Raw genomic sequence first — 25,333 nt, 5'->3', positions numbered from 1 at the left:
GATGAAGCTGATTAGTATCTTATAGCAGGAGGAGAACAAGATGATTAAGATTTTACTAGTAGAAGACGACTTAGGGTTGTCAAACTCAGTATTTGACTTTTTAGATGATTTTGCAGATGTCATGCAGGTTTTTGATGGAGAAGAAGGTCTCTACGAAGCTGAAAGTGGCGTCTATGACTTGATTTTGCTTGACCTGATGTTGCCTGAAAAAAATGGCTTCCAAGTTCTGAAAGAATTGCGTGAGAAAGGAATCACGACACCAGTCCTTATCATGACCGCTAAGGAAAGTTTGGATGACAAGGGACATGGTTTTGAGTTGGGAGCGGATGACTACCTCACCAAACCTTTCTATCTAGAAGAACTCAAAATGCGGATCCAAGCCCTTCTCAAGCGTTCAGGTAAGTTCAACGAAAACACCTTGACCTATGGAGATATTGTCGTCAACCTTTCAACGAATGAAGTGAAGGTGGAAGACACGCCTGTGGAACTACTCGGAAAAGAGTTTGAGTTATTGGTTTATTTCCTTCAAAATCAAAATGTCATTCTTCCCAAGACGCAAATTTTTGACCGTCTATGGGGGTTTGATAGCGATACGACGATTTCCGTTGTAGAAGTCTATGTCTCAAAAGTTCGTAAGAAATTGAAGGGAACAGCCTTTGCTGAAAATCTTCAAACCTTGCGTAGTGTCGGGTATATTTTAAAAGATGTTCAATAAACTAAAAAAAACATGGTATGCAGATGATTTCAGCTATTTCATTCGAAACTTTGGAGTGTTCACCCTGATCTTCTCTGCTATGACCTTGATTATCCTCCAGGTCATGCACTCGAGTCTCTACACTTCTGTAGATGAAAAACTACAAGCCCTTAGTAGTAGTCCCCAAGCGGTTATCCAGTTAGCCCTGAATCGGGCAACTGAGGAAGTCAAGGATATTCAACCAGCAACAGCGGATGCCAGCAAGGCTGAAATCAAACCCAATGTCAGCTCCAACACGGAAGTCTTGCTCTTTGACAAGGATTTTAACCAACTCTTACTGGGCAATCGCTTTTTAGGATTGGATAAGATTAAGCTGGACAAGAAAGAGTTGAATCACATTCGTCAAATCCAAGTTGTCAATAGCTACGGTCAGGAAGAAACCTACCGGATGATTTTGATGGAAACCAATTCTTCCTCCGTATCAAGCAACGTCAAATATGCGGCGGTTTTAATCAATACCAGCCAGCTCGAGCAAATCAGCCAAAACCACGAGCATTTAATTGTTGTAGTCATGGCTAGTTTCTGGCTCCTGTCTTTAATTGCCAGTGTTTACTTGGCACGTGTCAGTGTCAAACCTTTGCTGGAAAGTATGCAAAAGCAGAAGTCCTTTGTTGAAAATGCCAGTCACGAACTGAGAACGCCTTTGGCCGTTTTACAAAATCGTTTAGAAAATCTCTTTCGAAAACCAGAGGCAACGATTATGGAATCCAGCGAAAGTATCGCTTCGAGTCTTGAAGAAGTTCGCAACATGCGCTTCCTCACGACCAATCTTCTCAACCTTGCACGTCGCGATGATGGAATCAAACCAGAAATAGCAGAAGTATCACCACAGTTCTTTAAGACGACCTTTGCTAACTATGAGTTGATTGCTTCTGAAAATGATCGTATTTTTGAGTATGAAAATCGGATTTATCGTCCCTTCATGACCGATCAGTTGCTCTTAAAACAGCTCATGACCATCTTATTTGACAATGCCATCAAGTATACTGAAGAAGATGGGAAAATTGAGTTTGTAGTCCATGCTACAGATCGCCACCTCTATCTAACAGTAACGGATAATGGAATTGGAATCTCAGCTACTGATAAGAAGAAAATCTTTGATCGATTTTACCGTGTAGACAAGGCGAGAACCCGCCAGAAAGGTGGCTTTGGTCTTGGATTATCTTTGGCCAAGCAGATCGTAGATGCCTTACGAGGAACGATTAGCGTCAAAGATAACAAACCTAGAGGAACAATTTTTGAAGTTAAAATCGCTATCCAATCTCCTTCAAAACGTAAGAATAAATAAAAAGACAGTTAGATAACTGTCTTTTTTGATAACTAGAAAAGAGGCTGGTAGTAGTACCAACCTTTATTTTGAAAATTTTCGTTTGATTATCTTTCTTTGAAGTTGTAAAAGGGCGAAACTAAGACCCATTGCAGCAACAAATGATAAAGCTGTGTTCAATTTTAAGGCTAAAAAGATAAAACTAAAAAGTGCCATAAAAATACAGAAACAAGCGATATTTACAAAAAATAAAATCTCTTTTAGGTTAGGGCCGACTGGGGCTTCTGGTGTGTAATCTTGGTAAAGCGGAGTTTGTTTCGATTCGGGAGCTTGTTCAAACTCATAAGCTTCTAGTTTTCTTGCGGACATGATTCTCTCCTTAACAGTACATAACTATTTTATCATTTTTTATGCAGAGAATTATTACAGGATTGTTACAAAAACACTAAAGTCTCTTATCATCCTCTAAGTCGCTCTTCTTGACACCCACTAGAGAAAATGATAGCATGGATGTTACACTTAAAAACAGATGACCTAACTTTCTATATTATAAATATACTGAGAAAGGTAAGGATAACTTATATAAATTGATAGCAAGCTGAGGCTTTTTCCTAAGATGATTTGTTAAGTTGCTACCTGAATACTTTTGAAGAGTATTGATAGGAGTTGTTTTGAATGGATGATAAGACAGAGATTCTGTCTATTGGACTGGGTGGCATTCTTGCTACCTCTGGGAAATGTTAAAGGAGATAAGCATGTATCTTGCTATCAAAGAGATATTACGAAACAAACTTCGATATAGTTTGATCTTAACGACCATTTTTCTTATCGCTTTTATGGTCTTTTTTATGACCAGTCTAGCTCTCGGTCTTGTGCGAAACAACCGGGCCGCTATTGATAATTGGCAAGCAACGGGTGTCGTTTTATCCGACTACGCAAATGATAATTTGACAGCATCCTTTATTCCTGAAAAGGACTACAAGGATAAGAGTTCTGAAGAGGCTGCTCCCCTGGGCTATATGTTCGCTGTAACCAATCTAGTCGATGGTAGTGAAAAGGTCAATGTTTCCATTTTTGCTCAAGACTGGGACGCTTTTATCTCTCCTAGTTTGACGGAAGGTCGTTATCCTGAAGGAGATGATGAGGTTGTCGTGGACCAGTCTTTTGAGAACTATGGGATGAAGCTAGGCGATGCCATTCAGCTCAATGGAAGCGATTCAAGTTACAAGATTGTAGGCCTGACTCAAGGAAATAAATTTTTCACCGAGCCTGTTGTCTTTACGAGCCTGACAACTTATTGGACCTTACAAGGAACCTTGAAAGCCAATCGTTTCATCTCTGCCTTGGTATTGAAAAATGACATAGAAGTGACTGGCGACGGACTGAAACAGATTTCCATTCCAAAAATGATTTCGAAAATTCCTGGTTACACACCTCAGGTTAATGTATTTTCAGGAATGATTCTCGCTATGATTGTTATCACAGGCCTGATTGTGGGGATTTTTGTTTATATCATTACCATCCAAAAACTAGGTCTTTATGGAATAATGCGAGCTCAAGGGATACAGATCAAAACCATTGTATGGTCTCTGTTCTGTCAAATCTTCCTCCTAGCTGGTATGGGGATTGCTTTAGCCTTGCTGGCAATCGGAGGAGTCATTTTAGTCTTACCAGCTACCTTCTTTTTCTATCCAAGTTGGATAGCCTATTCTGTCCTAAGTTTGGTAATTTCCTTGATGGCCCTTCTAGGTGGTGTCATTTCACTTCCACGCTTGCTAAAGGTGGACCCGATTACTGCGATTGCAGAGTGATAAGGAGAATAGTATGACAACATTGATAGAAATGAATCAAGTGACAAAAACTTACGGGGAAGGAAAGATGAAAGTCGTAGCCCTGCATGAGACGAATTTTCAGCTAAATGCGGGAGAGTTCGTAGCTATCGTTGGGCCCTCTGGCTCTGGAAAGACGACCTTTCTAACAACTCTAGGACAACTTCAGGAAGCATCGAGTGGAAAGATTCTAGTCAAAGGGAAGGAAACAGGCAGTTTGACGGAGAAGGAAAAAACAGATCTCCGTTTTAGAGAGTTTGGTTTCATTCTCCAGGCTTCAAACTTAATTCCTTTTCTAACGGTCAAGGAACAGCTGGATTTGATAGACAGACTAGATAAGGGAAAAAATAGTAAAAGTGACCGAAAAGAGCTGTTTGACTTGTTGGATTTGGAAAAAGTTCAAAATCATTATCCCAAAGCTCTATCGGGTGGCGAACGTCAGCGTGCCGCGATTGCTAGAGCGCTCTATAACAATCCAAGCATTGTGCTTGCAGATGAGCCGACAGCCAGTCTTGACACTGAGCGTGCCTACCAAGTAACGGAGATGCTGGCTGCCATTGCCCATGAACAAGGTAGAGGAGTTGTTATGATTACGCATGACACTCGTCTTCTTGATAAGGTTGATCGTATTTATGTCATGAACGATGGCCACCTAGTTGAAGAAACACATGCATAAAATAGAGTGAATGGTACAAGTTACTGTTCACTTTTTTGATTGGGAAAGATAGAAACAAGTTTAACTTTTTGTGAAACTCTCAGTAACCATAGCTGATTTTTGAGAAATGTGGTATAATTTTTCTTATGGAAAAGATTATCATTACAGCAACTGCTGAAAGTATTGAACAAGTTGAACAACTACTCGAAGCTGGCGTAGACCGTATCTACGTCGGTGAAAAAGATTTTGGTCTTCGTCTGCCAACGACCTTTAGTTATGAAGAGTTACGCACCATCGCTAATCTCGTTCATGAAGCAGGCAAAGAATTGATTGTTGCGGTTAATGCCCTCATGCACCAAGATATGATGGACCGTATCAAGCCTTTCCTAGACTTCTTGGAAGAAATCAAGACAGACTATATTACTGTTGGGGATGCAGGTGTCTTTTACGTGGTAAACCGTGATGGCTATTCCTTTAAAACCATTTACGATGCTTCAACCATGGTAACAAGTAGTCGTCAAATTAACTTCTGGGGTCAAAAGGCTGGCGCATCTGAGGCGGTTTTGGCGCGTGAAATTCCATCTGCTGAACTCTTCAAGATGCCTGAGATTTTGGAAATTCCTGCTGAAGTATTGGTTTATGGGGCTAGTGTCATTCACCATTCTAAGCGTCCGCTCTTGCAAAACTACTATAACTTCACGCACATCGATGATGAAAAGACACGTAAACGTGACCTCTTCTTGGCAGAACCGAGTGACCCAGAAAGTCACTATTCCATCTTTGAAGACAATCATGGTACCCACATCTTTGCAAATAACGACCTTGATTTGATGACCAAATTGACAGAACTAGTGGAGCATGGCTTTACTCACTGGAAACTCGAAGGGCTTTACACACCAGGTCAGAACTTTGTTGAGATTGCTAAACTCTTTATTCAAGCGCGTGGCTTGATCCAAGAGGGGAATTTCAGCCATGACCAAGCCTTCTTGTTAGATGAGGAAGTGCGCAAGTTACACACTAAAAACCGTTTCCTCGACACAGGATTCTATGATTACGATCCTGATATGGTTAAATAGGACACCAAAACCCGAAATAAAAATGTTCGGGTTTTTCCAGTGTATCCATGAAATAAAAACGGATACATGTTATAATAAAAATAGCTCTTTAATGGAGGTGTTTAAGTGGAGAATCTGAAAAAGATGGCAGGTATCAAGGCTGCTGAGTTTGTCAAGGATGGCATGGTTGTTGGACTCGGTACTGGATCAACTGCCTACTATTTCGTAGAAGAAATTGGCCGTCGGATTAAGGAAGAAGGTTTGCAGATTACTGCTGTAACGACTTCCAGTGTGACCAGTAAACAGGCTGAAGGTCTTAACATCCCGCTCAAGTCGATTGATCAAGTAGACTTTGTCGATGTGACGGTTGACGGGGCGGATGAAGTAGATAGCCAGTTTAACGGGATTAAAGGCGGTGGTGGTGCCCTTCTGATGGAGAAGGTTGTCGCAACGCCCTCAAAAGAATACATTTGGGTGGTAGATGAAAGCAAACTGGTAGAGAAACTAGGTGCTTTTAAATTGCCAGTAGAAGTGGTTCAGTATGGTGCAGAACAGGTCTTTCGTCGGTTTGAGCGAGCTGGCTATAAACCAAGTTTCCGTGAAAAAGACGGCCAACGTTTTGTGACCGATATGCAGAACTTTATCATTGACCTAGCTTTGGATGTCATTGAAGATCCAATTGCCTTCGGGCAAGAATTGGACCATGTCGTTGGTGTCGTAGAGCACGGCTTGTTTAACCAAATGGTGGATAAGGTCATCGTAGCGGGACGAGATGGGGTTCAGATTTTAACTTCAACAAAAGCAAACTAATCAACATAATAAGGAGATACACTATGTCAAAATTTAATCGTATTCACTTGGTGGTACTGGATTCTGTGGGAATCGGTGCTGCGCCGGATGCCAATAACTTTGTCAATGCAGGAGTTCCAGATGGAGCTTCTGACACACTGGGACACATTTCAAAAACAGTTGGTTTGAATGTGCCAAACATGGCTAAAATCGGTCTAGGAAATATTCCTCGCGAAACGCCGCTGAAGACTGTACCAGCTGAAAGCAATCCAACAGGTTATGCAACAAAATTGGAAGAAGTATCTCTAGGTAAGGACACCATGACTGGTCACTGGGAAATCATGGGACTCAACATTACCGAGCCTTTCGATACTTTCTGGAACGGATTCCCAGAAGAAATCCTGACAAAGATCGAAGAATTTTCAGGACGCAAGGTCATTCGTGAAGCCAACAAACCATACTCAGGAACAGCTGTTATCGATGATTTCGGACCACGTCAGATGAAAACTGGGGAGTTGATTATCTATACTTCAGCTGACCCTGTTTTGCAGATTGCTGCCCACGAAGACATCATTCCTTTGGATGAATTGTACCGTATCTGTGAATACGCTCGTTCGATTACCCTTGAGCGTCCTGCTCTTCTAGGTCGTATCATTGCCCGTCCATATGTTGGTGAGCCAGGAAACTTCACTCGTACAGCAAATCGTCGTGACTTAGCCGTTTCTCCATTTGCACCAACCGTTTTGGATAAATTGAACGAAGCAGGTATCGATACTTACGCTGTTGGTAAAATCAACGATATCTTTAACGGCGCTGGTATCAACCACGACATGGGTCACAACAAGTCAAACAGCCACGGAATTGATACATTATTGAAGACCATGGGACTTGCTGAGTTTGAAAAAGGATTCTCTTTCACAAACTTAGTTGACTTTGATGCCCTTTATGGACACCGCCGCAATGCTCATGGTTACCGTGATTGCTTGCATGAGTTTGATGAGCGCTTGCCTGAAATTATCGCAGCAATGAGAGAAAACGACCTTCTTTTGATTACTGCGGACCATGGAAATGACCCAACCTATGCAGGAACAGACCACACTCGCGAATATATTCCACTTTTGGCTTACAGTCCTTCCTTTAAAGGAAATGGTGTCATTCCAGTTGGACATTTTGCAGATATCTCAGCAACAGTTGCGGATAACTTTGGTGTTGAAACTGCCATGATTGGTGAAAGTTTCTTAGATAAATTGGTATAAGATGACGCGATATGCTTTACTGGTAAGGGGCATTAATGTCGGTGGGAAGAATAAGGTTGTCATGGCGGAGCTTCGTCAAGAATTGACAAAGTTGGGACTGGAAAAAGTTGAAACCTACATCAACAGTGGCAATATTTTCTTTACTTCGACAGATGACAAAGCCCAATTGGTTGAAAAGTTAGAGACTTTCTTTGAAGTCCATTATCCATTTATTCAGAGCTTTTCCTTGCTGAGTCAGGAAGACTATGAAGCAGAGCTGGAGAATCTGCCAGATTGGTGGTCCAAAGACTTGGCTCGAAAAGATGTGCTCTTCTACACGGAGAACTTGGATGTGGATCAAGTCATCGAGAAAGTGAACAGTTTGGAACTGAAAGATGAAGTGGTTCATTTTGGAAGACTTGGGATTTTCTGGGGGAAATTCTCTGAAGAATCTTACTATGCAACTGCCTATCACAAGTACTTGCTCAAGATGCCTTTCTATCGCAACATCACCATTCGCAATGCCAAAACCTTTGACAAAATCGGTCAAATGTTAAAAAATAATAAAGGAGACACACAATGACATTTTTAGATAAAATCAAGGAAACAGCTGCTTTCCTGAAAGACAAGGGAATCCAAGCGCCTGAGTTCGGTCTAATCCTTGGATCAGGACTTGGAGAATTGGCAGAAGAAATCGAAAATCCAGTTGTAGTAGACTATGCAGACATTCCAAACTGGGGTCGCTCTACAGTCGTCGGACACGCTGGGAAATTGGTATATGGTGAACTTTCAGGGCGCAAGGTCTTGGCTCTTCAAGGACGCTTCCATTTCTACGAAGGCAATCCTCTTGAGGTCGTGACTTTCCCAGTTCGTGTGATGAAAGTACTCGGATGTGAAGGTGTTATTGTAACCAATGCAGCTGGTGGTATTGGCTATGGTCCTGGTACTTTGATGGCTATCTCAGACCATATCAACATGACAGGTCAAAATCCATTGATGGGTGAAAACTTGGATGACTTTGGTCCACGTTTCCCTGATATGTCTAAAGCCTACACACCAGAATACCGTGCTACTGCCCATGAAGTGGCTAAGAAACTTGGTATCAAGCTTGATGAAGGTGTCTATATTGGTGTAACAGGTCCGACTTATGAAACTCCAGCAGAAATCCGTGCCTATAAGACACTGGGAGCAGATGCAGTTGGTATGTCCACTGTTCCTGAAGTGATTGTGGCTGCCCACTCAGGCTTGAAAGTTCTCGGTATTTCATGTATTACGAACCATGCTGCTGGTTTCCAAGAAGAACTCAATCACGAAGAGGTTGTAGAAGTGACTGAACGTGTCAAAGGCGACTTCAAAGGCTTGCTGAAAGCGATTCTTGCTGAATTGTAATGTCATGAGAGTTCACTTTATTTTACATGAGACATTTGAGGTTCCAGGCGCATATCTAAAATGGGCTATAGAACGAGGTCATCAAATTACATCAACAAAGGTTTATGAAAAAAAACCTCTTCCTGAAACAATTGACGGGATTGATTTTCTGATTGTCATGGGTGGTCCTCAATCACCTGATGAGGATAGAGAAAACTTCCCATACTATGATCCAAAGGCTGAGCTTGCTTTTATGAAAGAAGCGATTGCTGCAGATATCTATATTGTTGGTGTCTGTCTTGGTGCGCAACTCCTATCTGTCGCCTATGGTGCGAAGTATGAACATAGTCCAGAGCGCGAGATCGGCGTTTATCCTGTGACATTGACGATGCAAGGTCTAACAGATCCTCATGTCAGCTTGTTCGGAAAAAACATAGAAACCGGCCACTGGCACGGTGATATGCCAGGACTGACAGATGAAGCTGTCGTCTTGGCGACCAGTCAAGGTTGTCCACGCCAAATTATTCGCTTCAGTCCGAAACATTATGCCTTTCAGGCTCATTTGGAATTTGATCCAGACGCAGTAGAATTATTGATTGTTGCGGATGGTGAGGAGAAATTAAGAGAGCAAAGTGAAAAGTTGCCTTTTGTTCAAACACCAGAAGAATTACGTGGAAACGATTATTCTGAAATGAATGCAAAACTGTATGCATTTTTAGATTCATTGGTAAACTAGGAACTACAGAAAGGCAGAGTATCTGAGTTATAGTCAAACTCGGGCTAATTGTTCTGTGAAATATTTAATTTTAAAATCAAGAAAGAAAGGATGGGCTCCTTGTATTCACTGAACTGAATACGGGCGGAGAACTGTGTAAAAAAGATAAACTGTCTAACATCTGCGATGTGTCGTCAGTTTCCTATTTTTCCTTTGTTCTCTGTCGCCCTTTATATCTTAAACATGTCTATCCATATTGCTGCTCAGCAGGGTGAAATTGCTGATAAAATTCTTATTCCTGGAGATCCTCTTCGTGCGAAATTTATTGCGGAGAACTTCCTTGAAGATGCTGTTTGTTTTAATGAAGTGCGTAACATGTTTGGTTACACTGGTACTTACAAGGGTCACCGTGTATCGGTCATGGGAACTGGGATGGGAATGCCGTCTATTTCGATTTATGCGCGTGAGTTGATTGTGGACTATGGTGTGAAAAAACTGATCCGTGTGGGAACTGCGGGTTCGTTAAACGAGGATGTTCATGTCCGTGAATTGGTTTTGGCGCAAGCAGCTGCAACCAACTCAAACATCATCCGCAACGACTGGCCACAGTATGATTTTCCACAAATCGCTAGCTTTGATTTGCTTGACAAGGCCTACCATATCGCCAAAGAACTTGGTATGACCACCCACGTTGGGAACGTTTTGTCATCAGATGTCTTTTATTCAAACTACTTTGAAAAGAACATCGAACTTGGTAAATGGGGAGTTAAGGCAGTGGAAATGGAAGCAGCAGCCCTTTACTATCTTGCTGCCCAACACCACGTTGATGCACTTGCTATCATGACCATTTCTGATAGCTTGGTCAATCCAGATGAAGACACTACTGCAGAAGAACGCCAAAACACTTTCACCGATATGATGAAGGTCGGCTTGGAAACCTTGATTGCAGAGTAAAATGTAAAAGAAAATCCTGATTTCAAGTGGAATCAGGATTTTTTCATAGATGCGATTTTTTCTGGGTCTGGTGTAACGCGGAGGGTCTTTTGTCCTGTGTAGGTTACAAAACCGGGTTTGCCACCAGTTGGTTTATTGAGTTTTTTCACTTCAATCATATCTACCTGAACTAGATTTGACAAGCGCCCTTTGGAAAAGTAGGCCGCTAGTTCTGCCGCATCTGTTTTAACTTCATCAGATGGATCAAGATTTCCTGAGATGACGACGTGGCTTCCAGGAATGTCCTTGGCATGGAACCAAAGTTCCTCCTTGCGGGCCATTTTAAAGGTCAATTCCTCATTTTGCAGGTTGTTTCGTCCGACATAGATGATGGTCTTGCCATCGCTCGCCAGATACTGTTCTGGTTTTTTGCGTTTCTGAATTTTCTCGCGTTGGCGTCTTCTAATAAAGCCAGTTTGGATCAATTCTTCACTGATTTCAGCGATTTCTTCCAGTCCAGCTTGGTTGAGGACGGTTTCCACGCTTTCTAGATAGAGAATGGTAGCCTTGGCTTCTTCAATTAGCTCAGTCAGGTATTTGACAGCTTCTTTGAGTTTCTGGTAACGCTTAAAATAGCGTTGGGCATTCTGACTGGGAGTCAAGGCCTTATCAAGCGCAATGGTGATAGGTTGATTGGTGTAGTAGTTGTCCAAGGTAACCTGATCTTGGTCATTAGGCACTTGGTGGAGGAAGGTTGTCAACAATTCCCCTTTTTGGCGAAATTCCTCAGCATTGTCTGTTGCCAGTAATTCTTTTTCTTGTTTTTTCAGCTTATGTCGATTTTTCTGAAGTTCATTTTCAACACGTCGAATCAGTTCACTGGCTTGCTGTTTAACTCGGTCCCGTTCAGCCTTGTCCTTATAGTAGTTGTCCAGCAAGTTAGAAAGGCTGGCAAAAGGATCTCCCACCTGATTTGCAAAAGGAACTGGGCTGAAAGAAGTCTCCGTTAGGAAAGGCTTGGTTTCTTGCCCGAAGAAGTTTCGGAAAGTAGACAGTTTATCACTGACAAGAATGTTTTCCAATTCATTTGCCGTATCACGTCCTAGACCTTGAAAGAGACTTTGAAGATTTTTTTCCTTCAGTTCTTGGGTTTGTAGGATTTCAAAGAGCTTTTCATCCTTGACAGTATAAGGATTGAGAGATTCGGTACTTGGGGGAGCGATATAGGTCGATCCGGGGAGCAAGGTGCGGTAGCTATTTTGTGAAAAGCCGACGTGTTTGATGACTTCGAGGATTTTATGGCTACTTTTATCCACGAGAAGAATATTACTGTGTTTGCCCATGATCTCTATAATCAGAGTCGCCTGGATATGATCTCCAATTTCGTTTTTATTGGAAACTGTGATTTCCACAATACGGTCATTTTCGATTTGCTCGATCGACTCAATCAGGGCACCCTGCAAATACTTTCTCAAAACCATGATAAAAGTGGAAGGTTGGGCTGGATTTTCAAAGGTTGTTTGGGTCAGCTGGATGCGACCAAAAACGGGATGAGCAGAGAGGAGCAGGCGATGGCTTTGGCGATTGCTGCGGATTTGCAAGACCAACTCTTGTTCAAAAGGTTGATTGATTTTCTGGATGCGACCATTGACCAACTCTCTTCGCAATTCCTCAATCATGTGGTGTAAAAAAAATCCGTCAAATGACATCGTTCTCTCCTTGTGATTGTATTCCATAGTATTATATCAAAAAGGTAGAATAAAATCATGGAAATGTGGTATAATAAAGCCAAGTAAAGAGAATCGAGAAGTACATGTATATTGAAATGGTAGATGAAACTGGTCAAGTTTCACAAGAAATCTTGCAACAAACCCAAGAAATTTTGGAATTTGCAGCCCAAAAAATAGGAAAAGAAGACAAGGAGATGGTAGTCACTTTTGTGACCAACGAGCGTAGCCACGAACTCAATCTGGAGTACCGTGATACAGATCGTCCGACAGATGTCATCAGCCTTGAGTATAAACCAGAGTTGGACATTGCCTTTGATGAAGAAGATTTGCTTGAAAATCCTGAATTAGCAGATATGGTGTCTGAGTTTGATGCCTATATTGGGGAACTGTTCATCTCTATCGATAAAGCGCATGAGCAGGCTGAGGAATATGGCCACAGCTTTGAGCGTGAAATGGGCTTCTTGGCAGTACACGGCTTTTTACACATTAACGGCTACGATCACTACACTCCGGAAGAAGAAGCGGAGATGTTCGGTTTACAAGAAGAAATTTTGACAGCCTATGGACTCACAAGACAATAAACGAAAATGGAAAAATCGTGACCTGGTATCTAGTTTAGAATTTGCTCTTACAGGAATTCTGACTGCTTTCAAGGAAGAACGTAATATGCGAAAACATGCAGTGACGGCTCTAGTAGTTATCCTTGCAGGTTTTGTTTTTCAGGTGTCACGAATTGAATGGCTCTTTCTCCTAATGAGCATTTTCTTGGTAGTAGCCTTTGAGATTATTAACTCTGCTATTGAAAATGTGGTGGATCTAGCCAGTCACTATCACTTTTCTATGTTGGCAAAGAAAGCCAAGGACATGGCAGCAGGAGCCGTGCTAGTTGTCTCTCTTTTTGCTGCAGTGACAGGTGCACTTATCTTTATCCCACGCATTTGGGATATACTATTCTAAACTATAAGAGGAAATTATGACATTTAAATCAGGCTTTGTAGCTATTTTGGGACGTCCCAATGTTGGGAAGTCAACCTTTTTAAATCACGTCATGGGGCAAAAGATTGCCATTATGAGTGACAAGGCGCAGACAACGCGCAATAAAATCATGGGGATTTACACCACGGATAAGGAGCAAATCGTCTTTATCGACACGCCGGGGATTCACAAGCCTAAGACGGCTCTTGGAGATTTCATGGTGGAATCTGCCTACAGTACTCTGCGTGAAGTGGATACTGTTCTATTCATGGTGCCAGCTGATGAGCCACGTGGTAAGGGCGACGACATGATTATCGAGCGTCTGAAAGCTGCCAAGGTTCCTGTGATTCTGGTGGTGAATAAGATTGACAAGGTTCATCCAGACCAACTTCTGGCTCAAATTGATGATTTCCGTAACCAGATGGACTTTAAGGAAATTGTTCCTATCTCAGCCCTTCAGGGAAATAACGTTTCTCGACTAATCGATATTTTAAGTGAAAATCTAGAGGAAGGTTTCCAGTATTTCCCAGCTGATCAAATCACAGATCATCCTGAGCGTTTCTTAGTATCAGAGATGATTCGTGAGAAGGTTCTTCATTTGACACGTGAAGAGATTCCACACTCAGTTGCCGTAGTGGTTGACTCTATGAAACGGGATGAAGAGACAGACAAGGTTCACATCCGTGCAACCATCATGGTGGAGCGAGATAGCCAAAAAGGTATCATCATCGGTAAAGGTGGCGCCATGCTTAAGAAAATTGGGACCATGGCCCGTCGTGATATCGAACTCATGCTAGGGGATAAGGTTTTCCTAGAAACTTGGGTCAAGGTCAAGAAAAATTGGCGTGATAAAAAGCTAGATTTGGCTGACTTTGGCTATAATGAAAAAGAATACTAAGTAGAGGTGGGCTCATGCCTGCTTCTTGTTTTTACAGAAGGAGGACTTATGCCTGAATTACCTGAGGTTGAAACGGTTCGTCGTGGCTTAGAAAAATTGATTTTGGGAAAGAAGATTGCTAATGTAGAAATTGCTTATCCCAAGATGATCAAGACGGATTTGAAAGAGTTTCAAAAGGAAGTGCCTGGTCAAGTAATTGAGTCCATGGGGCGTCGTGGAAAATATTTGCTTTTCTACTTGACAGACAAGGTCTTGATTTCCCATCTGCGGATGGAGGGAAAGTATTTTTACTATCCGGACCAAGTTCCAGAACGTAAACACGCCCATGTTTTCTTCCATTTTGAGGATGGCGGCACTCTTGTATATGAGGACGTACGCAAGTTTGGTACTATGGAACTGCTGGCACCCGACCTTTTGGATGCCTACTTTGTATCTAAAAAACTAGGGCCTGAGCCAAGAGAGCAGGACTTTGATTTGCAGGTCTTTCAAGCTGCTCTATCCAAGTCTAAAAAGCCTATCAAATCCCATCTCCTAGACCAGACCTTGGTAGCTGGCCTTGGCAATATCTATGTGGATGAGGTTCTCTGGCGAGCTCAGGTTCATCCAGCAAGACCTTCCCAGACTTTGACAGCAGAAGAAGCGACAGCTATTCATGACCAGACCATTGCTGTTTTGGGGCAGGCTGTTGAAAAAGGCGGCTCCACCATTCGTACCTATACCAATGCCTTTGGGGAAGACGGAACCATGCAGGACTTCCATCAGGTCTATGATAAGACTGGACAAGCATGTTCCCGCTGTGGGACAGTGATTGAGAAATTCCAGCTCGGTGGACGTGGAACTCATTTTTGTCCTCAGTGTCAAAGGAGGAGCTGATGGGAAAAATCATCGGAATCACAGGAGGAATTGCTTCTGGTAAGTCAACTGTGACAAATTTTCTAAGACAAAAAGGATTCCAAGTTGTCGATGCTGACGCAGTCGTCCATGATCTACAAAAACTTGGTGGTCGTCTTTATCAGCTCTTAGTTCAGCACTTTGGGCAGGAAATCATCCTTGAAAATGGAGAACTTAATCGCCCTCTTCTGGCTAGTCTCATCTTTTCAAATCCTGAGGAGCAAGAATGGTCTAAACAAACCCAAGGAGAGATTATTCGTGAGGAATTGGCTGCATTGCGAGACCAGTTGATTCAGACAGAAGCGATTTTTTTCATGGATATTCCCCTGCTTTTTGAACAGGACTATGCCACCTGGTTTGATGAAACATGGCTGGTCTATGTGAACCGTGATGTTCAGGTGGAACGTTTCATGAAACGGGATCATCTTTCTAAGGAAGTAGCAGAGTCTCGTTTGGCCGCCCAGTGGTCTTTAGAAGAAAAGAAAAAATTAGCGAGTCATATACTAGATAATAATGGCAGTCGTGATCAGCTTGTGGCTCAAGTAGTGAAGTTACTTGAAGGAGGCGATAGCTGTGCAAGAGATTAGTTGGAAAGAGAATCTTCGTGTCGCCTGGTTCGGTAGTTTTCTAACGGGCGCCAGCATTTCCTTGGTCGTTCCTTTCATGCCTATCTTTGTAGAGCAGTTGGGAATCGAAAGAAATCAAGTAGCTTTCTATGCTGGATTAGCCATCTCAGTTTCGGCTGTTTCAGCAGCTCTAGTTTCTCCTATCTGGGGTATTCTTGCTGACAAATATGGTCGAAAACCCATGATGATTCGAGCGGGTCTTGCCATGACCATCACTATGGGAGGTTTGGCCTTCGTGCCAAATATCTATTGGCTACTCTTTTTGCGCTTGCTCAATGGTGTATTTACTGGATTTGTCCCCAATGCAACAGCCTTGATTGCTAGTCAGGTACCTAAAGATAAGTCTGGAGCGGCTCTGGGAACTCTATCTACAGGTGTAGTTGCAGGAACATTGACGGGTACCTTTGTTGGGGGCTTTATTGCTGAAATTTTTGGCATTCGTAATGTCTTTTTATTGGTAGGTGCTTTCTTATTTTTAGCTGCAATCCTAACCATTTTCTTTATCAAGGAAGATTTTCAGCCAGTAGCTAAGGAGAAGGCTATCCCAACGAAAGAAGTATTTTCTTCTTTCAAGTATCCTAGGCTTTTAGTGAATCTATTTTTGACGAGCTTTGTCATTCAATTTTCAGCTCAATCAATTGGCCCCATTTTAGCTCTCTATGTGCGGGACTTAGGGCAGACTGAGAATCTCCTCTTTGTATCAGGATTGATCGTATCCAGCATGGGATTTTCTAGCATGATGAGTGCTGGAATTCTAGGAAAACTTGGCGATAAGGTAGGGAATCATAGATTGTTGGTCGCGGCGCAGATTTATTCCGTCATCATTTACATACTTTGTGCTCATGCAACCAGCCCCCTTCAACTTGGCTTGTATCGTTTTCTCTTTGGTTTGGGAACAGGTGCTCTCATACCGGGAGTTAATGCCCTTCTTAGCAAAATGACTCCGAAATCAGGTATTTCAAGGATTTTCGCCTTCAACCAAGTCTTTTTTTACCTCGGTGGAGTGATTGGACCTATGGCGGGATCCGCAGTTGCAGGATATTTGGGCTACCATGCTGTCTTTTATGCGACAGCAGCCTGTGTGGCTTTCAGTTGTTTATGTAACATAGTGCAATTTAGATCATTATTAAAAGTAAAGGAAATCTAGTGCGAGTAAAAATCAATCTCAAGTGCTCCTCTTGTGGCAGCATGAATTATCTAACCAGTAAGAACTCCAAAACCCATCCAGACAAGATTGAGGTGTTAAAATATTGTCCAAAGGAAAGAAAAGTAACTTTACATCTTGAATCTAAGTAGAATTTATGGTAAAATAATAGGGATTTTAAGGAGTTTGATATGTATAACCTATTATTAACCATTTTATTAGTATTATCTGTTGTGATTGTGATTGCGATTTTCATGCAACCAACTAAGAACCAATCCAGCAATGTATTTGATGCCAGCTCAGGTGATTTGTTTGAACGTAGTAAAGCGCGTGGTTTTGAAGCTGTGATGCAACGTTTGACAGGTATTTTAGTCTTTTTCTGGCTAGCCATTGCCTTAGCATTAACGGTATTATCAAGTAGATAAGAAATGGGCAGGACTAGGTCTTTGCCTATTTTTATTTTTATACTCTTCAAAAATCAAATTCAAACCACGTCAGCGTCGGCTTGTCGTACTCCAGTACTGCCTGCGCCTAGCTTTCTAGTTTGCTCTTTGATTTTTATTGAGTATTAAATGATGTTTGAGAAGGTCTTACAGTAAAAGAAAATTAAAAAATCTAGAAAGAAAACATGAAAGATAAAATTAAAGAATATTTGCAAGGGAAGGGGCGAGTGACGGTAAATGATCTAGCTCAGGCTCTCGGAAAGGATGGGTCCAAGGATTTCCGTGAGTTGATTAAAACCCTGTCTCTGATGGAAAGAAAGCACCAGATTCGTTTTGAAGATGATGGTAGTTTATGTATGGACCAAAAGAAGAAACATGAAATTACCCTCAAAGGGATTTTTCATGCCCATAAAAACGGCTTTGGCTTTGTCAGTCTAGAAGGCGAAGAGGACGATCTTTTTGTAGGAAAAAACGATGTCAACTATGCCATTGATGGTGATACCGTTGAGGTAGTCATTAAGAAAGTTGCTGACCGTAACAAGGGAACTGCTGCAGAAGCAAAAATCATTGATATATTAGAGCATAGTCTGACAAGCGTTGTCGGCCAAATCGTTCTGGATCAGGAAAAGCCCAAGTATGCGGGCTACATCCGTTCAAAAAATCAGAAAATCAGCCAACCGATCTATGTGAAGAAACCAGCTATCAAGTTGGAAGGGACAGAGGTTCTCAAGGTCTTTATCGACAAATACCCAAGTAAGAAACATGATTTCTTTGTCGCTAGTGTGCTCGACGTGGTGGGACACTCTACTGATGCGGGGATTGATGTCCTTGAAGTCTTGGAGTCCATGGATATTGTCTCAGAATTTCCAGAAGCTGTTCTCAAGGAAGCAGAAAGTGTACCAGAAGCTCCGTCTCAAAAGGATATGGAAGGGCGTCTTGATTTAAGAGATGAGCTTACCTTCACTATTGACGGCGCAGATGCCAAGGACTTGGACGACGCAGTTCACATCAAGCCTTTGAAAAATGGCAATATGGAACTCGGAGTTCACATCGCGGATGTTTCCTACTATGTGACAGAGGGTTCTGCCCTTGATAAGGAAGCCCTTAACCGCGCGACTTCTGTCTATGTAACAGACCGAGTGGTTCCAATGCTTCCAGAGCGTTTGTCAAATGGTATCTGCTCCCTCAATCCTCAAGTCGATCGCTTGACCCAGTCTGCCATTATGGAAATTGATAAACATGGTCGTGTGGTTCATTACACCATTACCCAAACGGTTATCAAGACAAGTTTCCGTATGACCTATAGCGCTGTCAATGATATCCTAGCAGGTGACGAGGAAAAGAGACAAGAGTTTAAGAAAATTGTTCCTAGTATCGAGCTCATGGCCAAGCTTCATGAAAGGCTAGAAAGCATGCGTGAAAAACGTGGAGCTCTTAATTTTGATACCAGTGAAGCTAAGATTCTAGTGGATAAAAAAGGTAAGCCTGTTGATATCGTTCTTCGTCAGCGTGGTGTTGCTGAGCGGATGATCGAGTCCTTCATGTTGATTGCTAATGAAACGGTTGCCGAGCACTTTAGCAAGATGGACCTACCTTTTATCTATCGGATTCATGAGGAGCCCAAGGCTGAAAAAGTTCAGAAGTTTATTGATTACGCTTCGAGCTTTGGGTTACGAATTTATGGGACGGCTAGTGAGATTAGTCAAGAGGCCCTCCAAGACATCATGCGTGCTGTTGAGGGAGAACCTTATGCGGATGTATTATCCATGATGCTTCTCCGTTCTATGCAACAGGCTCGCTATTCTGAGCACAATCATGGTCACTATGGACTAGCCGCTAACTATTACACTCACTTCACCAGTCCTATTCGCCGTTATCCAGACCTTCTAGTCCATCGAATGATTCGGGATTACGGCCGTTCTAAGGAAATAGCAGAGCATTTTGAACAAGTGATTCCAGAGATTGCAACCCAGTCTTCCAATCGTGAGCGTCGTGCCATCGAGGCCGAGCGTGAAGTCGAAGCCATGAAAAAGGCTGAGTACATGGAAGAATACGTTGGTGAAGAGTACGACGCAGTTGTATCAAGCATCGTCAAATTCGGTCTCTTTGTTGAATTGCCAAATACAGTCGAAGGATTGATTCACATTACCAATTTGCCTGAATTTTATCATTTTAATGAACGTGATTTGACTCTTCGTGGGGAAAAATCAGGAATAACTTTCCGTGTGGGACAGCAAATTCGTATTCGTGTAGAAAGAGCCGATAAGATGACAGGAGAGATTGATTTCTCTTATATTCCAAGTGAGTTTGATGTCATCGAAAAGAGCTTGAAACAAGCTGGTCGCAGAGACAGGGGGCGTGGTTCAAATCGCCGTTCAGACAAGAAGGAAGACAAGAGAAAATCAGGGCGCTCAAATGATAAGCACAAGCATTCACAAAAAGATAAAAAGAAAAAAGGCAAGAAACCTTTTTACAAAGAAGTAGCTAAGAAAGGAGCCAAGCATGGCAAAGGGCGAGGGAAAGGTCGTCGCACAAAATAAAAAGGCGCACCACGACTATACAATCGTAGATACGCTAGAGGCAGGAATGGTCCTGACCGGAACTGAAATCAAGAGCGTTCGAGCTGCTCGAATCAATCTCAAGGACGGCTTTGCCCAAGTAAAAAATGGGGAAGTCTGGCTGAGCAATGTTCATATTGCCCCTTACGAAGAGGGCAATATCTGGAACCAGGAACCAGAACGCCGTCGTAAACTTCTGCTCCATAAGAAGCAAATTCAAAAATTGGAACAAGAGACCAAAGGGACAGGAATGACCCTTGTTCCCCTTAAAGTCTATATCAAAGATGGCTACGCCAAACTCCTTTTAGGACTTGCTAAAGGGAAGCATGACTATGACAAACGGGAATCGATCAAGCGTCGTGAACAAAACCGCGACATCGCGCGTGTGATGAAAGCTGTCAACCAGCGTTAAGAAGAGGAAGTAAAATGGAAAAATTAATTGCCTATAAACGGATGCCCTTGTGGAATAAACAAACCATGCCTGAAGCTGTCCAGCAAAAGCACAATACTAAAGTCGGCACTTGGGGAAAAATTACTGTGTTGAAAGGGGCTCTCAAGTTTATTGAATTGACTGAAGATGGTGAGGTTCTAGCTGAGCACCTCTTTGAGGCAGGGGCTGACAATCCCATGGCGCAACCACAAGCCTGGCACCGAGTAGAGGCTGCAACAGACGATGTAGAATGGTACTTGGAATTTTATTGTAAACCTGAGGATTATTTCCCTAAGAAATACCAGACCAATCCAGTCCATTCAGAGGTCCTAGAGGCTATGCAGACGGTGAAACCAGGAAGAGCCTTGGATTTGGGTTGTGGTCAGGGGCGTAACTCTCTCTTTCTCGCACAGAATGGTTTTGATGTGACAGCTGTGGATCAAAATGAATTGTCCCTTGAAATTTTGCAAAGCATCGTAGAGCAAGAGGATCTAGACATGCCTGTAGGACTTTACGATATCAATTCAGCCGATATTAGCCAAACCTATGACTTCATCGTGTCGACAGTTGTTCTAATGTTTCTTCAAGCTGACCGCATTCCAGCTATTATCCAAAATATGCAGGAACACACCACGGTCGGTGGTTATAACCTTATCGTCTGTGCCATGGATACAGAGGATTATCCTTGCTCAGTCAAATTCCCATTCATCTTTAAAGAAGGGGAGTTGGCGGACTACTACAAGGATTGGGAATTGATTAAGTACAATGAAAATCCAGGACACTTGCACCGTCGTGATGAAAATGGCAATCGCATTCAACTACGCTTTGCGACTATGCTAGCTAAAAAAATCAAGTAAATCAAACCTATACCAGCGAATAGAAACCACTTTGCAAGGTCTCTATTCGTTTTTGTTTGCGTTGGTTGATTGGGGAGAGCAGGATTTTATGCTATACTAGAAGTAGGAAATCTGAGCAATTGGGCTGTATTGCTGATACTCTCAGCGCAAGAAAGTTTTTATGATGGAGGTGGTCGAATGACGAGTCTTTTGGTGGAATTGTATGATCGGCATGTATTGGAAAAGAATGTCTACCAAGCCTTTATCAGTGATTGTGACGAGATTCTTTTTCTATCTTTGACGAAAATAAGCAATGAAGAAAAGCTTTCTCTCCGTCAGTTTATCATGGAAGAGGTGCCTCATATCCAACGAGTGACCTTTCGTCAGTTATCCTTAGAACAACTAGCGGATCAGTTAGATTATTGTCTAGCAGGCTATGATCAGGTTCTTCTTGATGTTTTTGGTGGAGATTCGCTACTAGCCTTATCCCTCTATCAATACGGCTTGGATCGCTACCTCCCCATCGTTGCCATGGATATCGAGCGGGGAAAACAATACAAGTGGGTAGCCGGTCAGTTGGAAAAAGAAGACTTGGACATTCCAACCCTAAGCATCCAACAGCTGATAGCCTTGCGTGGTGGAAAAATGCTCAAATCAAAACGCCCTATCCACTCAGTTCAAGAAATTTCAGCCATCAAAAAGCTAGCCAGCTCTGCCATTTCCAACCCTTCCCACTGGTATCAAGTAACCCAATTTTTCTCTCTAGCTAAGACCAATGACCTGCATGCTGAGACCGAAAAAATACTGGAAAACAATGGCAGGTATTATCACTATCCAAAATCCCTTATTCCCTTACTTGTGGAAGCGGGGATGCTTTGTATTGAAAGTGAGGACAAGAAACGAGTAGCCTACAGCTTTCCAAGTCAAGAAGCTCAAGTCTTTTGCCGCAACAAGGGGCATATTTTAGAGGTATATCTCTATCTCTTGGCGCTTGAATCTCAGCTGTTTGATGAGTGCATGATAGGTGGTGAGATTGATTGGAATGGCATCTTTCCAGAGGCGGACAATGTTCAAAATGAGATTGATGTCATTCTGAGAAAGGGACGCTCGATTACCTTTATCTCTTGCAAGATGACAGATTTATCAGTCGAAGCCATCAATGAGCTAGAAGTCTATGCCAATCATTTTGCTGGGGAAAGTTGTCTCAAGTTAATTGTTTGTACGGGAAAAATCAATCCTGTTTATGCCAATCGCTGTCAGGAATACGGCGTGCTGGTCATTAGAAGCGAGCAGATTCCTAATCTCATTCCTATGCTAAAAAAATATTCTAAGAGACAAAAAAGATGAGAAATAATATCATGAAAGGCTGGAATTCCAGTCTTTTTTACTTCTTTTTCGAATAAATGAGAAAAGGAGGTAGACCATGTTTGTAGCCAGAGATGCCAAGGGGAATTTGGTGAATGCCCTCGAAAAAGATGTGACCAAGCAAGCTTATACTTGTCCAGCCTGTGGGGGCGGGCTACGATTACGCCAAGGACAGAGTATTCGAACGCACTTTGCCCATGAAAGGTTAAGAGATTGTATTGCTATTTTTGAGAATGAAAGTCCAGAACACTTGGGAAATAAAGAGGTCCTTTATCATTGGGTCAAGAAGGACAATCAAGTCGCCTTAGAATATAGTCTGCCCGAGATTCAGCAGATAGCAGATGTTCTCGTCAATGAGAAACTAGCTCTGGAGGTTCAGTGCAGTCCCTTGTCTCAAAAGCTTTTAGGCGATAGAAGTCAAGGATACCGCAGCCAGGGCTATCAGGTTATCTGGCTACTGGGAGAAAAACTCTGGTTAAAAGAGCGATTAACACAATTGCAAAGGGGATTTCTCTATTTTAGTCAAAATATGGGATTCTATGTTTGGGAACTAGATCTCAAAAAGCAAGTTTTGAGACTTAAATACCTTTTACATCAGGACCTACGTGGCAAGCTTCATTTTCAGGTCAAGGAATTTTCCTATGGCCAAGGAAATCTCTTGGAAATCTTACGATTTCCTTATCAAAAACAAAAACTGCCTCGTTTTGCAGTTGTGCAAGATTCCACTATCTGTCACTACATTCGCCAGCAGTTGTACTACCAAACGCCCTACTGGATGAAAAAACAGGAGCAAGCTTATCATCGAGGAGACAATCTATTAAACCGTCAACTAGACGACTGGTATCCTCAAGTCAAGCCGATAGAATCAGGTGATTTTTTGCAGATTGAAACGGATTTGACTAGCTATTATAGAAATTTTCAGGCTTACTATCAAAAAAATCCGAAAAATAATCGCCAAAAGCTCTATCCACCAGCCTTTTATCACTTATATTTCTCAAAAAATGTGGTAAAATAGAAAGGATGGAGGAATCTTATGGTATTACAACGACATGAAATAAATGAAAAAGATACATGGGATCTTTCGACAATCTACCCAACAGACCAGGCTTGGGAAGAAGCCTTGAAAGATTTAACTGAAAAAGTACAAACAGCAGCCCAGTATGAGGGGCATCTCTTGGATAGCGCAGACAGTTTGCTTGAGATTACAGAATTCTCACTTGACTTGGAACGCCAAGTTGAAAAGCTTTATGTCTATGCGCATATGAAAAATGACCAGGACACGCGTGAAGCCAAGTATCAAGAGTACTATGCTAAGGCAATGACCCTATACAGTCAGTTAGAACAAGCCTTTTCATTCTATGAACCTGAGTTTATGGAGATTAGCGAAGAGCAGTATGCGGTCTTCCTAGAAGCTCAACCAAAACTCCAAGTTTACAAGCACTTTTTTGACAAGCTCTTGCAAAAGAAAGACCATGTTCTTTCGCAACGTGAGGAAGAATTGCTTGCTGGAGCAGGAGAAATCTTTGGCGCTGCTAGCGAAACCTTCGCTATTTTGGACAATGCGGATATTAGCTTCCCATATGTGCTTGATGACGAAGGCAAGGAAGTGCAACTCTCACACGGTACTTACATCCGTTTGATGGAGTCTAAAAACCGTGAAGTGCGTCGTGGTGCCTATGAAGCCCTTTATGCGATATACGAGCAATTTCAACACACTTATGCTAAGACTTTGCAGACAAATGTTAAGGTGCAAAACTACCGAGCAAAAGTTCGCAACTATAAGAGTGCTCGCCATGCAGCCCTCGCAGCAAACTTTGTTCCAGAAAGTGTCTATGACAATCTAGTAGCAGCAGTTCGCAAGCATTTGCCACTCTTGCATCGTTACCTTAACCTTCGTTCTAAAATCTTGGGGATTTCAGATCTCAAGATGTACGATGTCTACACACCGCTATCTTCAGTAGAATACAGCTTTACTTATGAGGAAGCCTTGAAAAAGGCAGAAGAAGCTTTGGCGGTTTTAGGTGACGACTACTTGAGCCGTGTTAAACGTGCCTTCAGTGAGCGTTGGATTGATGTCTATGAAAACCAAGGCAAGCGTTCTGGTGCCTACTCTGGTGGTTCTTACGATACCAATGCCTTTATGCTTCTCAACTGGCAGGACAATCTAGATAATCTCTTTACCCTTGTCCATGAAACAGGTCACAGTATGCACTCTAGCTATACTCGTGAAACCCAACCTTATGTTTACGGAGATTATTCTATCTTCTTGGCTGAGATTGCCTCAACGACTAACGAAAATATCTTGACAGAGAAATTGTTGGAAGAAGTGGAAGACGATGCAACTCGCTTTGCTATTCTCAATAACTTCCTAGATGGTTTCCGTGGAACAGTTTTCCGTCAAACTCAATTCGCTGAGTTTGAACATGCTATCCACCAAGCAGACCAAAATGGAGAAGTCTTGACAAGTGATTTCCTCAATAAACTCTACGCTGACTTGAACCAAGAGTACTACGGACTCAGCAAGGAAGACAATCCTCAGATCCAATACGAGTGGGCGCGCATTCCACACTTCTACTATAACTACTATGTTTATCAGTATTCAACAGGTTTTGCAGCTGCTTCAGCCTTGGCTGAAAAGATTGTCCATGGTAGTCCAGAAGATCGTGACCGCTATATCGACTACCTCAAGGCAGGTAAGTCTGACTATCCGCTCAATGTCATGAGAAAAGCGGGAGTGGATATGGAAAAAGAAGACTATCTCAACGATGCCTTTGCAGTCTTTGAACGCCGCTTGAACGAGTTTGAAGCCCTTGTTGAAAAATTGGGACTAGCTTAAG

General features: G+C 42.3%; 27 protein-coding genes. 25 read left to right on the top strand and 2 right to left on the bottom strand.

The features are described 5' to 3' along the window. Positions 1–40 precede the first annotated feature (40 nt). A complete protein-coding gene (gene ciaR, locus AB2B49_RS05740) occupies positions 41–715 on the top strand; it encodes a two-component system response regulator CiaR (protein ID WP_000590630.1) in 675 nt (224 codons plus the stop codon). Then, positions 705–2,042, top strand: a complete 1,338-nt coding sequence (locus tag AB2B49_RS05735) for a sensor histidine kinase (RefSeq protein ID WP_049505709.1) — start codon at positions 705–707, stop codon at positions 2,040–2,042. Before ciaR ends, AB2B49_RS05735 begins: the two co-directional genes overlap by 11 nt. Positions 2,043–2,105: 63 nt before the next feature. Here AB2B49_RS05735 and AB2B49_RS05730 read toward each other — a convergent pair whose 3' ends face one another. Beyond that, complete coding sequence (locus AB2B49_RS05730; RefSeq protein WP_049479726.1) at positions 2,106–2,390, bottom strand: DUF3270 domain-containing protein; 285 nt, start codon at positions 2,388–2,390, stop codon at positions 2,106–2,108. Between the two features lie 386 nt (positions 2,391–2,776). Between AB2B49_RS05730 and AB2B49_RS05725 the strand changes: the two genes are divergently transcribed. The 9 genes from AB2B49_RS05725 to deoD all read left to right on the top strand — a co-directional run bounded on the left by AB2B49_RS05725 (position 2,777) and on the right by deoD (position 10,621). Beyond that, complete coding sequence (locus AB2B49_RS05725; RefSeq protein ID WP_049505710.1) at positions 2,777–3,832, top strand: ABC transporter permease; 1,056 nt, start codon at positions 2,777–2,779, stop codon at positions 3,830–3,832. A 13-nt stretch (positions 3,833–3,845) separates the two neighbouring features. Then, complete coding sequence (locus AB2B49_RS05720; RefSeq protein ID WP_000209231.1) at positions 3,846–4,526, top strand: ABC transporter ATP-binding protein; 681 nt, start codon at positions 3,846–3,848, stop codon at positions 4,524–4,526. Positions 4,527–4,651: 125 nt separating this feature from the next. Further along, positions 4,652–5,581: a peptidase U32 family protein gene (locus AB2B49_RS05715; protein ID WP_049505711.1), complete on the top strand. Its 930-nt coding sequence runs from the start codon at positions 4,652–4,654 to the stop codon at positions 5,579–5,581. 105 nt (positions 5,582–5,686) lie between these two features. Next, complete coding sequence (rpiA, locus tag AB2B49_RS05710; RefSeq protein ID WP_049505712.1) at positions 5,687–6,370, top strand: ribose-5-phosphate isomerase RpiA; 684 nt, start codon at positions 5,687–5,689, stop codon at positions 6,368–6,370. 23 nt (positions 6,371–6,393) lie between these two features. Next, complete coding sequence (locus AB2B49_RS05705) at positions 6,394–7,605, top strand: phosphopentomutase (protein ID WP_049505713.1); 1,212 nt, start codon at positions 6,394–6,396, stop codon at positions 7,603–7,605. 1 nt (position 7,606) lies between these two features. Then, a complete protein-coding gene (locus tag AB2B49_RS05700) occupies positions 7,607–8,167 on the top strand; it encodes a DUF1697 domain-containing protein (RefSeq protein ID WP_049505714.1) in 561 nt (186 codons plus the stop codon). Further along, complete coding sequence (locus AB2B49_RS05695; RefSeq protein WP_049505715.1) at positions 8,164–8,973, top strand: purine-nucleoside phosphorylase; 810 nt, start codon at positions 8,164–8,166, stop codon at positions 8,971–8,973. The genes AB2B49_RS05700 and AB2B49_RS05695 overlap by 4 nt, the downstream gene beginning before the upstream one ends. 4 nt (positions 8,974–8,977) lie before the next feature. After that, positions 8,978–9,688, top strand: a complete 711-nt coding sequence (locus AB2B49_RS05690; protein ID WP_049505716.1) for a type 1 glutamine amidotransferase — start codon at positions 8,978–8,980, stop codon at positions 9,686–9,688. Positions 9,689–9,910: 222 nt separating this feature from the next. Next, entirely contained in the window at positions 9,911–10,621 is a 711-nt protein-coding gene (deoD, locus tag AB2B49_RS05685; RefSeq protein ID WP_049505945.1) for a purine-nucleoside phosphorylase, read from the top strand. Between the two features lie 32 nt (positions 10,622–10,653). Here the strand turns inward: deoD and pavA are convergent, their stop codons facing one another. Next, positions 10,654–12,309, bottom strand: a complete 1,656-nt coding sequence (gene pavA / locus AB2B49_RS05680; RefSeq protein WP_320691994.1) for an Rqc2 family fibronectin-binding protein PavA — start codon at positions 12,307–12,309, stop codon at positions 10,654–10,656. Between the two features lie 104 nt (positions 12,310–12,413). Between pavA and ybeY the strand changes: the two genes are divergently transcribed. The 14 genes from ybeY to pepF all read left to right on the top strand — a co-directional run bounded on the left by ybeY (position 12,414) and on the right by pepF (position 25,332). Beyond that, a complete protein-coding gene (gene ybeY / locus AB2B49_RS05675) occupies positions 12,414–12,911 on the top strand; it encodes an rRNA maturation RNase YbeY (RefSeq protein WP_049505718.1) in 498 nt (165 codons plus the stop codon). Beyond that, on the top strand, positions 12,892–13,287 hold the full coding sequence (locus AB2B49_RS05670) for a diacylglycerol kinase family protein (protein ID WP_000378180.1): 396 nt from the start codon (positions 12,892–12,894) through the stop codon (positions 13,285–13,287). Before ybeY ends, AB2B49_RS05670 begins: the two co-directional genes overlap by 20 nt. Before the next feature lie 16 nt (positions 13,288–13,303). Continuing rightward, on the top strand, positions 13,304–14,203 hold the full coding sequence (gene era, locus AB2B49_RS05665) for a GTPase Era (protein ID WP_000143274.1): 900 nt from the start codon (positions 13,304–13,306) through the stop codon (positions 14,201–14,203). Between the two features lie 48 nt (positions 14,204–14,251). Continuing rightward, positions 14,252–15,076: a DNA-formamidopyrimidine glycosylase gene (gene mutM / locus AB2B49_RS05660; protein ID WP_049505719.1), complete on the top strand. Its 825-nt coding sequence runs from the start codon at positions 14,252–14,254 to the stop codon at positions 15,074–15,076. Then, entirely contained in the window at positions 15,076–15,681 is a 606-nt protein-coding gene (coaE, locus tag AB2B49_RS05655) for a dephospho-CoA kinase (RefSeq protein WP_049505720.1), read from the top strand. The genes mutM and coaE overlap by 1 nt, the downstream gene beginning before the upstream one ends. Further along, positions 15,668–16,867 carry a multidrug efflux MFS transporter gene (locus AB2B49_RS05650; RefSeq protein WP_320691993.1) on the top strand — a complete coding sequence of 400 codons (1,200 nt, stop codon included), beginning with the start codon at positions 15,668–15,670 and terminating at the stop codon, positions 16,865–16,867. Before coaE ends, AB2B49_RS05650 begins: the two co-directional genes overlap by 14 nt. Continuing rightward, complete coding sequence (gene rpmG, locus AB2B49_RS05645) at positions 16,867–17,016, top strand: 50S ribosomal protein L33 (RefSeq protein WP_007519517.1); 150 nt, start codon at positions 16,867–16,869, stop codon at positions 17,014–17,016. Before AB2B49_RS05650 ends, rpmG begins: the two co-directional genes overlap by 1 nt. 39 nt (positions 17,017–17,055) lie before the next feature. Beyond that, positions 17,056–17,289: a preprotein translocase subunit SecG gene (gene secG, locus AB2B49_RS05640; RefSeq protein ID WP_000282517.1), complete on the top strand. Its 234-nt coding sequence runs from the start codon at positions 17,056–17,058 to the stop codon at positions 17,287–17,289. A 203-nt stretch (positions 17,290–17,492) separates the two neighbouring features. Then, positions 17,493–19,847, top strand: a complete 2,355-nt coding sequence (gene rnr / locus AB2B49_RS05635) for a ribonuclease R (protein ID WP_320691992.1) — start codon at positions 17,493–17,495, stop codon at positions 19,845–19,847. Then, on the top strand, positions 19,810–20,277 hold the full coding sequence (gene smpB / locus AB2B49_RS05630; RefSeq protein WP_001051742.1) for an SsrA-binding protein SmpB: 468 nt from the start codon (positions 19,810–19,812) through the stop codon (positions 20,275–20,277). Before rnr ends, smpB begins: the two co-directional genes overlap by 38 nt. A 14-nt stretch (positions 20,278–20,291) precedes the next feature. Beyond that, positions 20,292–21,152, top strand: coding sequence for an SAM-dependent methyltransferase TehB (gene tehB, locus AB2B49_RS05625; protein WP_049505723.1), 861 nt, complete (start codon positions 20,292–20,294; stop codon positions 21,150–21,152). 177 nt (positions 21,153–21,329) lie between these two features. After that, positions 21,330–22,478 carry a PDDEXK family nuclease gene (locus AB2B49_RS05620; RefSeq protein ID WP_049505724.1) on the top strand — a complete coding sequence of 383 codons (1,149 nt, stop codon included), beginning with the start codon at positions 21,330–21,332 and terminating at the stop codon, positions 22,476–22,478. Positions 22,479–22,554: 76 nt separating this feature from the next. Next, a complete protein-coding gene (locus AB2B49_RS05615; RefSeq protein ID WP_320691991.1) occupies positions 22,555–23,511 on the top strand; it encodes a competence protein CoiA in 957 nt (318 codons plus the stop codon). Between the two features lie 18 nt (positions 23,512–23,529). After that, positions 23,530–25,332: an oligoendopeptidase F gene (pepF, locus tag AB2B49_RS05610; protein ID WP_320691990.1), complete on the top strand. Its 1,803-nt coding sequence runs from the start codon at positions 23,530–23,532 to the stop codon at positions 25,330–25,332. Position 25,333: the final 1 nt, after the last annotated feature.

The sequence above is a fragment of the Streptococcus jiangnanensis genome, assembly GCF_040888325.1.
In the GTDB taxonomy this organism is placed as follows: Bacteria; Bacillota; Bacilli; order Lactobacillales; family Streptococcaceae; genus Streptococcus; species Streptococcus jiangnanensis.
This window is presented reverse-complemented; position numbering and strand designations above follow the sequence as displayed.

Bases quoted from the DNA above. Each gene is read 5' to 3' on its own strand.
- AB2B49_RS05700 (WP_049505714.1), top strand. From the start codon at position 7,607: ATGACGCGATATGCTTTACTGGTAAGGGGCATTAATGTCGGTGGGAAG.
- rnr (WP_320691992.1), top strand. From the start codon at position 17,493: ATGAAAGATAAAATTAAAGAATATTTGCAAGGGAAGGGGCGAGTGACG.
- pepF (WP_320691990.1), top strand. From the start codon at position 23,530: ATGGTATTACAACGACATGAAATAAATGAAAAAGATACATGGGATCTT.
- era (WP_000143274.1), top strand. From the start codon at position 13,304: ATGACATTTAAATCAGGCTTTGTAGCTATTTTGGGACGTCCCAATGTT.
- secG (WP_000282517.1), top strand. From the start codon at position 17,056: ATGTATAACCTATTATTAACCATTTTATTAGTATTATCTGTTGTGATT.
- AB2B49_RS05615 (WP_320691991.1), top strand. From the start codon at position 22,555: ATGTTTGTAGCCAGAGATGCCAAGGGGAATTTGGTGAATGCCCTCGAA.
- AB2B49_RS05705 (WP_049505713.1), top strand. From the start codon at position 6,394: ATGTCAAAATTTAATCGTATTCACTTGGTGGTACTGGATTCTGTGGGA.
- AB2B49_RS05725 (WP_049505710.1), top strand. From the start codon at position 2,777: ATGTATCTTGCTATCAAAGAGATATTACGAAACAAACTTCGATATAGT.
- pavA (WP_320691994.1), bottom strand. From the start codon at position 12,309: ATGTCATTTGACGGATTTTTTTTACACCACATGATTGAGGAATTGCGA.
- smpB (WP_001051742.1), top strand. From the start codon at position 19,810: ATGGCAAAGGGCGAGGGAAAGGTCGTCGCACAAAATAAAAAGGCGCAC.
- ybeY (WP_049505718.1), top strand. From the start codon at position 12,414: ATGTATATTGAAATGGTAGATGAAACTGGTCAAGTTTCACAAGAAATC.
- AB2B49_RS05690 (WP_049505716.1), top strand. From the start codon at position 8,978: ATGAGAGTTCACTTTATTTTACATGAGACATTTGAGGTTCCAGGCGCA.
- deoD (WP_049505945.1), top strand. From the start codon at position 9,911: ATGTCTATCCATATTGCTGCTCAGCAGGGTGAAATTGCTGATAAAATT.
- AB2B49_RS05715 (WP_049505711.1), top strand. From the start codon at position 4,652: ATGGAAAAGATTATCATTACAGCAACTGCTGAAAGTATTGAACAAGTT.
- tehB (WP_049505723.1), top strand. From the start codon at position 20,292: ATGGAAAAATTAATTGCCTATAAACGGATGCCCTTGTGGAATAAACAA.
- AB2B49_RS05620 (WP_049505724.1), top strand. From the start codon at position 21,330: ATGACGAGTCTTTTGGTGGAATTGTATGATCGGCATGTATTGGAAAAG.
- coaE (WP_049505720.1), top strand. From the start codon at position 15,076: ATGGGAAAAATCATCGGAATCACAGGAGGAATTGCTTCTGGTAAGTCA.
- AB2B49_RS05720 (WP_000209231.1), top strand. From the start codon at position 3,846: ATGACAACATTGATAGAAATGAATCAAGTGACAAAAACTTACGGGGAA.
- AB2B49_RS05735 (WP_049505709.1), top strand. From the start codon at position 705: ATGTTCAATAAACTAAAAAAAACATGGTATGCAGATGATTTCAGCTAT.
- ciaR (WP_000590630.1), top strand. From the start codon at position 41: ATGATTAAGATTTTACTAGTAGAAGACGACTTAGGGTTGTCAAACTCA.
- mutM (WP_049505719.1), top strand. From the start codon at position 14,252: ATGCCTGAATTACCTGAGGTTGAAACGGTTCGTCGTGGCTTAGAAAAA.
- AB2B49_RS05670 (WP_000378180.1), top strand. From the start codon at position 12,892: ATGGACTCACAAGACAATAAACGAAAATGGAAAAATCGTGACCTGGTA.
- AB2B49_RS05695 (WP_049505715.1), top strand. From the start codon at position 8,164: ATGACATTTTTAGATAAAATCAAGGAAACAGCTGCTTTCCTGAAAGAC.
- AB2B49_RS05730 (WP_049479726.1), bottom strand. From the start codon at position 2,390: ATGTCCGCAAGAAAACTAGAAGCTTATGAGTTTGAACAAGCTCCCGAA.